The sequence below is a fragment of the Blautia sp. ZXY-1-B12 genome (assembly GCF_056339915.1).
On sequence record NZ_JBWJVP010000084.1, the window covers coordinates 1 to 6,873 of the forward strand.

10 protein-coding genes and 1 pseudogene are annotated in these 6,873 nt (G+C 42.3%); 8 read left to right on the forward strand and 3 right to left on the reverse strand.

All coding sequences use genetic code 11. The features are described 5' to 3' along the window. The 8 genes and pseudogenes from AC075L_RS05750 to AC075L_RS05785 form a co-directional block, all read left to right on the forward strand. A pseudogene (locus AC075L_RS05750) lies at positions 1–659 on the forward strand (endonuclease Q family protein); the annotation flags it as partial. 69 nt (positions 660–728) lie between these two features. Beyond that, positions 729–1,187, forward strand: a complete 459-nt coding sequence (locus AC075L_RS05755; protein WP_022380932.1) for a metallophosphoesterase family protein — start codon at positions 729–731, stop codon at positions 1,185–1,187. Between the two features lie 65 nt (positions 1,188–1,252). Further along, complete coding sequence (locus AC075L_RS05760; protein ID WP_022380931.1) at positions 1,253–1,684, forward strand: hypothetical protein; 432 nt, start codon at positions 1,253–1,255, stop codon at positions 1,682–1,684. Positions 1,685–1,893: 209 nt separating this feature from the next. Next, positions 1,894–2,361: a hypothetical protein gene (locus tag AC075L_RS05765; protein ID WP_020993270.1), complete on the forward strand. Its 468-nt coding sequence runs from the start codon at positions 1,894–1,896 to the stop codon at positions 2,359–2,361. Positions 2,362–2,380: 19 nt separating this feature from the next. Next, positions 2,381–2,749, forward strand: coding sequence for a CidA/LrgA family protein (locus tag AC075L_RS05770; protein ID WP_020993269.1), 369 nt, complete (start codon positions 2,381–2,383; stop codon positions 2,747–2,749). Beyond that, complete coding sequence (locus AC075L_RS05775; protein ID WP_022380929.1) at positions 2,746–3,438, forward strand: LrgB family protein; 693 nt, start codon at positions 2,746–2,748, stop codon at positions 3,436–3,438. Before AC075L_RS05770 ends, AC075L_RS05775 begins: the two co-directional genes overlap by 4 nt. Positions 3,439–3,844: 406 nt before the next feature. Further along, positions 3,845–4,066 carry a hypothetical protein gene (locus AC075L_RS05780; RefSeq protein ID WP_022380928.1) on the forward strand — a complete coding sequence of 74 codons (222 nt, stop codon included), beginning with the start codon at positions 3,845–3,847 and terminating at the stop codon, positions 4,064–4,066. 177 nt (positions 4,067–4,243) lie between these two features. Further along, the gene (locus AC075L_RS05785) at positions 4,244–5,212 is read left to right on the forward strand and encodes a biotin--[acetyl-CoA-carboxylase] ligase (protein WP_173704704.1); all 969 of its coding nucleotides are present in this window, start codon (positions 4,244–4,246) and stop codon (positions 5,210–5,212) included. A 63-nt stretch (positions 5,213–5,275) separates the two neighbouring features. On the opposite strand, the gene AC075L_RS05790 is transcribed toward AC075L_RS05785, so the two are convergent. The 3 genes from AC075L_RS05790 to AC075L_RS05800 are packed head-to-tail and all read right to left on the reverse strand — an operon-like array spanning position 5,276 to position 6,743. After that, positions 5,276–6,040, reverse strand: a complete 765-nt coding sequence (locus tag AC075L_RS05790) for a hypothetical protein (protein WP_476387333.1) — start codon at positions 6,038–6,040, stop codon at positions 5,276–5,278. 4 nt (positions 6,041–6,044) lie between these two features. Next, positions 6,045–6,539, reverse strand: a complete 495-nt coding sequence (locus AC075L_RS05795; RefSeq protein ID WP_177961912.1) for a hypothetical protein — start codon at positions 6,537–6,539, stop codon at positions 6,045–6,047. Beyond that, positions 6,540–6,743: a sigma factor-like helix-turn-helix DNA-binding protein gene (locus AC075L_RS05800; RefSeq protein WP_476387334.1), complete on the reverse strand. Its 204-nt coding sequence runs from the start codon at positions 6,741–6,743 to the stop codon at positions 6,540–6,542. Between the last annotated feature and the right edge of the window lie 130 nt (positions 6,744–6,873).

The window sequence follows — 6,873 nt, forward strand, 5'->3', positions numbered from 1 at the left end:
TACATGCACTGGAAACAGGACTTTCCTCTGACCCGGCTATGAACTGGAGAATTTCCAAACTGGACCGCTATCAGCTTGTATCCAATTCAGATGCACATTCCCCGTCTAAGCTGGGGCGCGAGGCGAATCTGTTGGATATTGACTGTTCCTATGAAGGACTTTATCGGGCAATCCAGACTGGCGAAGGGCTGGAAGGAACAGTAGAATTTTTTCCTGAAGAGGGGAAATATCATTTCGATGGTCACAGAAAATGCGGTGTATCATTAAGCCCGGTGGAAGCAGAACGGCTTGGAGGAATCTGCCCTGTCTGCGGAAAGAAGCTGACCATGGGCGTAGATCACAGAGTAGAGCAGCTTGCAGACAGAGCGGAAGGTTTTGTGAAAAAAGACGGTAAGAAATATGAAAGCCTTGTACCTCTGCCGGAAGTAATCTCTGCATGTATGGGCTATTCCACTGCAAGTAAGAAAGTGCAGGGATGTTTTGAACAGTTGATTCAGACACTGGGGACAGAATTCGACATTCTGCGAAATGTACCGTCAGAAGATATTAAATCCTGTGCAGGAGAACGGATTGCGGAAGGAATTGAAAATGTAAGAACCGGAAATGTGAAGAGAATTCCGGGGTATGATGGGGAATATGGAAAGATTGAATTGTTTGATGAAAATTAAACATAGAATGATGAAATTATAAAACGGCCTATAAGAGAATGATTAGCGAGGAAATAGTGTATGAAGAAAATAGGGATTATTTCAGATACCCATGGCCTGCTCAGGCCGGAAATACTGGGAATTTTAAAGGGTTGCGACTGTATTATCCACGCAGGTGACGTAAACAAACCGGAAATTCTGGATAAACTGCGTATGATGGGTTCTATTTATGTAGTCCGAGGAAATAACGATAAGGACTGGGCAGAGGGAATTGCGAAAACTTTACATTTCACCATAGAAGGCGTGAAATTTTTCATGACCCACAATAAAAAAGACGTAGACTGGGATTTAAAAGACACACAGGTGGTAATCTTCGGACACACCCATAAATATTTCGAAAAAATGATAGACAACCGCCTATGGCTTAACCCGGGAAGTTGCGGTCCCAGACGTTTCGACCAGGAAATCACCATGGCAGTAATGACAGTCGATAATGGAACTTATCAGTGGGAAAAGGTTGCCATGATTCCTGAAAAGTAAACAGAAGACAAAGTAGATTGGTCAGGAGGGAAGAAAAAATACACAGTAATGAAAGTGGTGATAATATGCACAAGTGGAATGAGATTACAGATGAGAATTCGCTGAAGGAATTTATGGAAAGAGTGTCGTTTTTCCATGATAGCTGTATCAAAGAGATGCATTATCTGAGCGGAGCATATGTTAATGAAAACCTGGATATGTATCCTGTAAACGATCGCAGGATTCTGAGAGTAATAATACAACGGCAGTATGAAGAAGATTCAATGATTGAAATGGAATTTCAGGGATTAAAATACTTAAAGTTATTTCCGGTAGACGAACGCTATTCATGCGAAATACTCGATTCCAATATAATTCTGAAAGAGGATTGTATCATCTGGAGCGACTGCGAAGATAAAACAGAGCTGGAAGATGGAGACACAGGAACTTTGGTATGTGCATCTAAACTTCGATGGCGTTCGATTTTCGGATATATGGGAGAGAAGAATTATTGGTAGGTGTGCCCTGTCCCACATTTCTTTTGACCCAAGGGGTGTGTAACAACACAGTATAATATATAGAAGAAAAAGTTTTTGCAGAAAAGATCAGGATTCTGTAAAAACTTTTTTTTTACGCAGAAACAACCTTGCAATTTGTGATGAATACGCTATAATAAAAAAACGTAATGAACCAAGATTGGTTAGACCAATATAAAGGAGTTGAATATTTGAAAAATAAAAAAGAACGAGACTGGAAGTTTATCATCGGTATGATTGTTCTGCTCGCCATTTTTGCTGTAATGGGAGGTGCTTTCTGGAATATGGTAGGAAAGCAGGCACAGATGGTCAGGGAGGAAGAGCAGAAAGAGGAAGCAAATGCTATTTCTGCAATCTATATCGAGACAGGAGAATTTCTGAAGACCGGAGTTTTTGTGGATCTGAACAATGGAACTATTTTCAGCGCAGACATACCGGCAGAGGGCATTTACAATAAAAAAGGAAAATTAATTTCCGATGATGTATTGGAAAATGGGGATAAAGTAAAGATATACGGCGATGGGATCATGCTGGAATCTTTCCCGGGACAGTATCCGGGCGTGACAAAGATCCAGAGAACCGGTCGAGCATCTCTCGAGGAAACTCAGGAGTACGAAGATCAGGTAACTGGAATGATGAAGCCTGTAGCCGTTCAGTAAGGATTAGAGGAGACTGAAAATGAAATACGTAAGACAATTCTGGATTATTTTACTGATATCCGCAATGGGAGAGGCATTACATGTTCTGATCCCGCTTCCTGTACCTGCAAGTGTGTACGGACTGGTGATCATGCTGATCGCACTGGGAACACACATTATCAGGCTGGAACAGGTCAAAGAAGCAGCTGAATTTCTCATAGAGATCATGCCGGTTATGTTTATTCCGGCAGGTGTCGGATTACTGACAGCTTGGGGCATACTGAAACCGGTATGTGTGCCGATCATTCTGATCACAGTGATCACCACAGTTGTGGTAATGATTGTGACAGGTCGTGTCACACAGGCAGTTATTCGTATGGACAGAAAGAAAGGACAGAAAAGATCATGACACAATTTATGAGTAATTCCCTGTTTTTTGGCGCAGCGATCAGCCTGATCGCATATGAGGCAGGACTTCTTTTGAAAAGAAAATTTAAGATGGCAATTTTTAATCCGCTTCTGATCGCGATCATTGCAGTAATAGCTGTGCTTTGTTTACTGCATATTGATTATGACACCTATAATCAGAGCGGTCAGTATATAAGCTACTTGCTCACACCTGCAACGGTCTGCCTGGCAGTTCCGCTGTATCAGCAGATGGAACTTCTGAAAAAGAATCTGAAAGCTGTAATCATTGGAATTGTTTCCGGTGTGCTTGCCAGTCTGGTCAGTGTGCTGATCCTTGCAAAGCTGTTTAGCCTGAGTCATGAACAGTATGTAACACTTCTTCCGAAGTCTATTACAACTGCCATCGGAATGGGCGTTTCTGAAGAACTTGGAGGCATTGTGACTATTACAGTTGCAGTTATTATTATTACCGGTGTTCTTGGAAATATGATCGCAGAGACTGTGATCAAACTTGCGCGTATTGAAGAACCAATCGCTAAGGGCCTGGCACTTGGAACCTCTGCCCATGCTATCGGTACTGCAAAGGCAATGGAGCTGGGTGAAATAGAAGGTGCCATGAGCAGTCTTGCAATCGCAGTTGCCGGTCTTCTGACTGTTGTAGGTGCGTCTGTGTTTGCACAGTTTATGTAAAAAATATAACATTAAAATCAGATAAGAGGATTGTCGTGGCAGGTGATGAGTGGCACGGCAGTCTTTTTTTATGTTATAGGAAATTACTCCGTAATGTTTCTATAACATAAAAAAGCCCTCCGGGCAGGATCACACTGCGACGGGGAGGAATTATGTCGCTGAAGCGACCCGTCGCAGGCGGAGAATCCTGCAAGCAGGATTCTTTCTTAATTTTAAGTTTCAGTATCCGGAAAAATTTATAATGAAAAAAACGGCAAACAAATGTTCTAAAAACTCTTCCATTTTTGAAATGGGTATGTTATTATATATCAAAAGAAAACGAATACATGTTCGGAAAATATGTTCGGACATAATCGATCAGAGGATAAGGGCGATTTTTATCTGTCTGACATGAAGGAGGAGTAAAATGATGAATGCAGTAAATACCACACAGAGAATGAGAAGAAAGGAAAGACATAAATTTTCAAGGACAATGGCAGTGATCCTGGGGCTGATCGTCACCTTGGAAGTGATGGTTGCAGGTGGTATGATATTTAATATTGATTTTCATTCTGCTGACATGGTTGCAGTAGTTATGGGATTTATGGTGTTATATGCGGGGATTGTGGCAATCCTGACAGACAATTGATTACTGTACGGAAAATGTTACTGAGAACGGAGTGAACAGTAACACCGGAAAATTATGTGATAAGATATTTCCGGCAGAACATTAGACAAAAAGCATACCAGATGATATGATTAGCAGTAGATGATCAGAGAAGAGATAACGTGAAAATAATGGGACAGAAAGTAAGAAAGGGAAATTATGACTGTAAAATCAAGTCTTTTGGAAATGCTGGAGAAGAATAAAGGAGAAGTGCTTTCCGGTGAGAGCATTGCCGGTGAGTTGGGATGTACCAGGGCAGCAGTGTGGAAGGCAGTAAAGTCGCTCCGGGAAGAAGGGTATCATATAGAAGCAGGACCGAATAAAGGATATATGCTTGCGAAGGATACGAACCGTCTGTCGCAGGAAGGAATCCGCCTGTTTCTGGATGATCCGAAGGTTAAGATAGATATTTATGATGAACTGGAATCTACGAACCAGACTGCCAAGAAAGAAGCTATGATGGGAGAGGCCGGACATGGGGCATTTGTCATTGCCAGGAGCCAGACTGCAGGCAGGGGGCGCAGAGGCCGGGAATTCTATTCTCCTGCAGATACAGGTCTTTACATGAGTGTGATCCTGAAGCCACAGGGAACCATACATGACAGTCTGCTGATCACAACTGCGGCAGCAGTGGCAGTCTACAGAGCAGTTGCTCAGCTCTGTGGAATCCAGCTTGATATTAAATGGGTTAATGATTTGTTTTATAAAGGAAAGAAAGTCTGTGGAATACTCACAGAGGCTGTCACAGATTTTGAGAGTGGAAATATTGAGTTTGTGGTAGTTGGCATGGGATTGAACCTCTATCTGGACCAGGAGAACCTGCCTGGGGAATTAAGAAATATAGCGGGAGCTCTTTATGAGACAAAAGAAGATGCAGAACAGACTGACCGTAATAAACTGACTGCAACGATCGTGAACGAGCTGCGAAAAGAAACAGCAGATCTGAAATTATCTCCGGATTATGTGACACATAACATGATCCTGGGACATCAGATTACAATTACAGACGGAAACTCTTCCAGACAGGCATTTGCATTGGAGATATGCAGGGACGGACGGCTGAAAGTACGGGAAGAGGATGGACAGGAGACAATATTGTCCTTTGGAGAAGTTTCGGTATCCATGTGAGAATAATAAAAATGGGATTATTACATGAAGGTAGATTCCTTGATGTGACAATCCCATTTTGTGTCATGATTCAGAATTTGTTGTTTGTGATGAAGCATCCTTCTGAGACACTTCGGCGGCAGAATCTTTTTTCAGAGATACCGGGTTGCCGGTAGTGGTGTTATCTGTGACATCTGTATCTGTGCAGCAATCGGGATTCGTTGTATCTGTGGTGTTTTTAGCTGCGTCAGTTGTCATATCTGAAATATTCTGCTGATACGGACGATAAGGTGTCCAGTAATGTTCTTCCTCAGTAAAGCTGTCAGGCTGTTCTTCATCCAGAGCATCTTTCTTGCGGGTGAGAATATAAATCCCTGCAAAAATGATGGCAGCTGCGATCACGAGCTGTGGCAGATGATATGTGAATCTGCCGATAACATCAGCCAGATATCCGGGTAAGATCATATAGAGGAAATCTACCAGGGGGTTCCACAGAATAGAAGCACCAAGGAAAATCAGAAGAATCGCAGTTATCTTTCCGTGATGTTTAAGCAGAGAACTGATATCTCCTGCCAGTTCATCCATATGAAGGACATAGGAATCTTCTATGGAGTAAAATTCTTCCTCAGAAAGAGACTTCAGATTGTGCACATTAAAGAAACTGTAGAACCAGATGATCGGGATCAGGAACACAAGCCAGTCCATTCCGGTACATGCTCCGATGGCAAAGACACCCCAGAATAAGAACATAATACTGATTCCCTGTTTTTTGAATCCCATGTACATTTCTCCTGCACCTGGGATCAGGGAGAAGATAAAAAGCCAGAATCCACGTTTTTGTTTTTGCATACTTTTATTTGCCTCCATTCATTAATTTGCCGGAAAAATCACTGATATATTTTATAAAAGAACCGGTGCCATCACCAATGTTCTGTCCGAGTTCTCTGGTGAACTGGTAGAGCCTGCCGTTTTCATGCTCAGGTAATATTCTGTCTGTCTGAGAGAAAGTATCCTGATGTAAGGAAGTGAAATCCAGGTTCGGGATACTGAATAAAAGCAGCAGGGCAACCATCACACCGGCAGCAGTCTGAAGACTGTAATGGAGCAGCCGGATTTTGCGGGATGCTTTATTTGCTGCCCGGGCAAGCTGCACTTCACCGGAGTCTGCTTTGTCCAGAATCTGTTCCATCAGATAGGGGGGAGCAGTATCCGTACTGCTGTCTTCCTGTTCCATCATCTGATCCAGACAGAAATCGCAGTGATCAAGATGTGACAGAAACTCAATGACTTCCTGTGTGTTCATATTTCCGTTGTCAAATTCTATTAAATCCTTCTTATTAATATGCATCTAATCACCCCTTTCAAGCATTTTTTTCAGCATTGCCCTTGCGCGATAGAGCTGTGTCTGAATTGTTTTCGGATTTTTCCCTGTCTGCTGTGCAATCTCAGGTACTGATAATTCTTTGCAGAAATGTGCGTAAGCGACTTCTTTGTAAGGACTTTTCAACTGCATACATAATGCTTCTACGTGAGTATTGGATGCAGTTTTCATAAATAAATCCTTTCGTTTGTCATGGGCGGAAACCCACTGCCTTTAGGCGGTGGGAGGAGCCTTGTAAATTGTTATCTATTATCCTTGACTCTCAATATATTTTTGTATAGTTGCTGATGACACTTCTCCA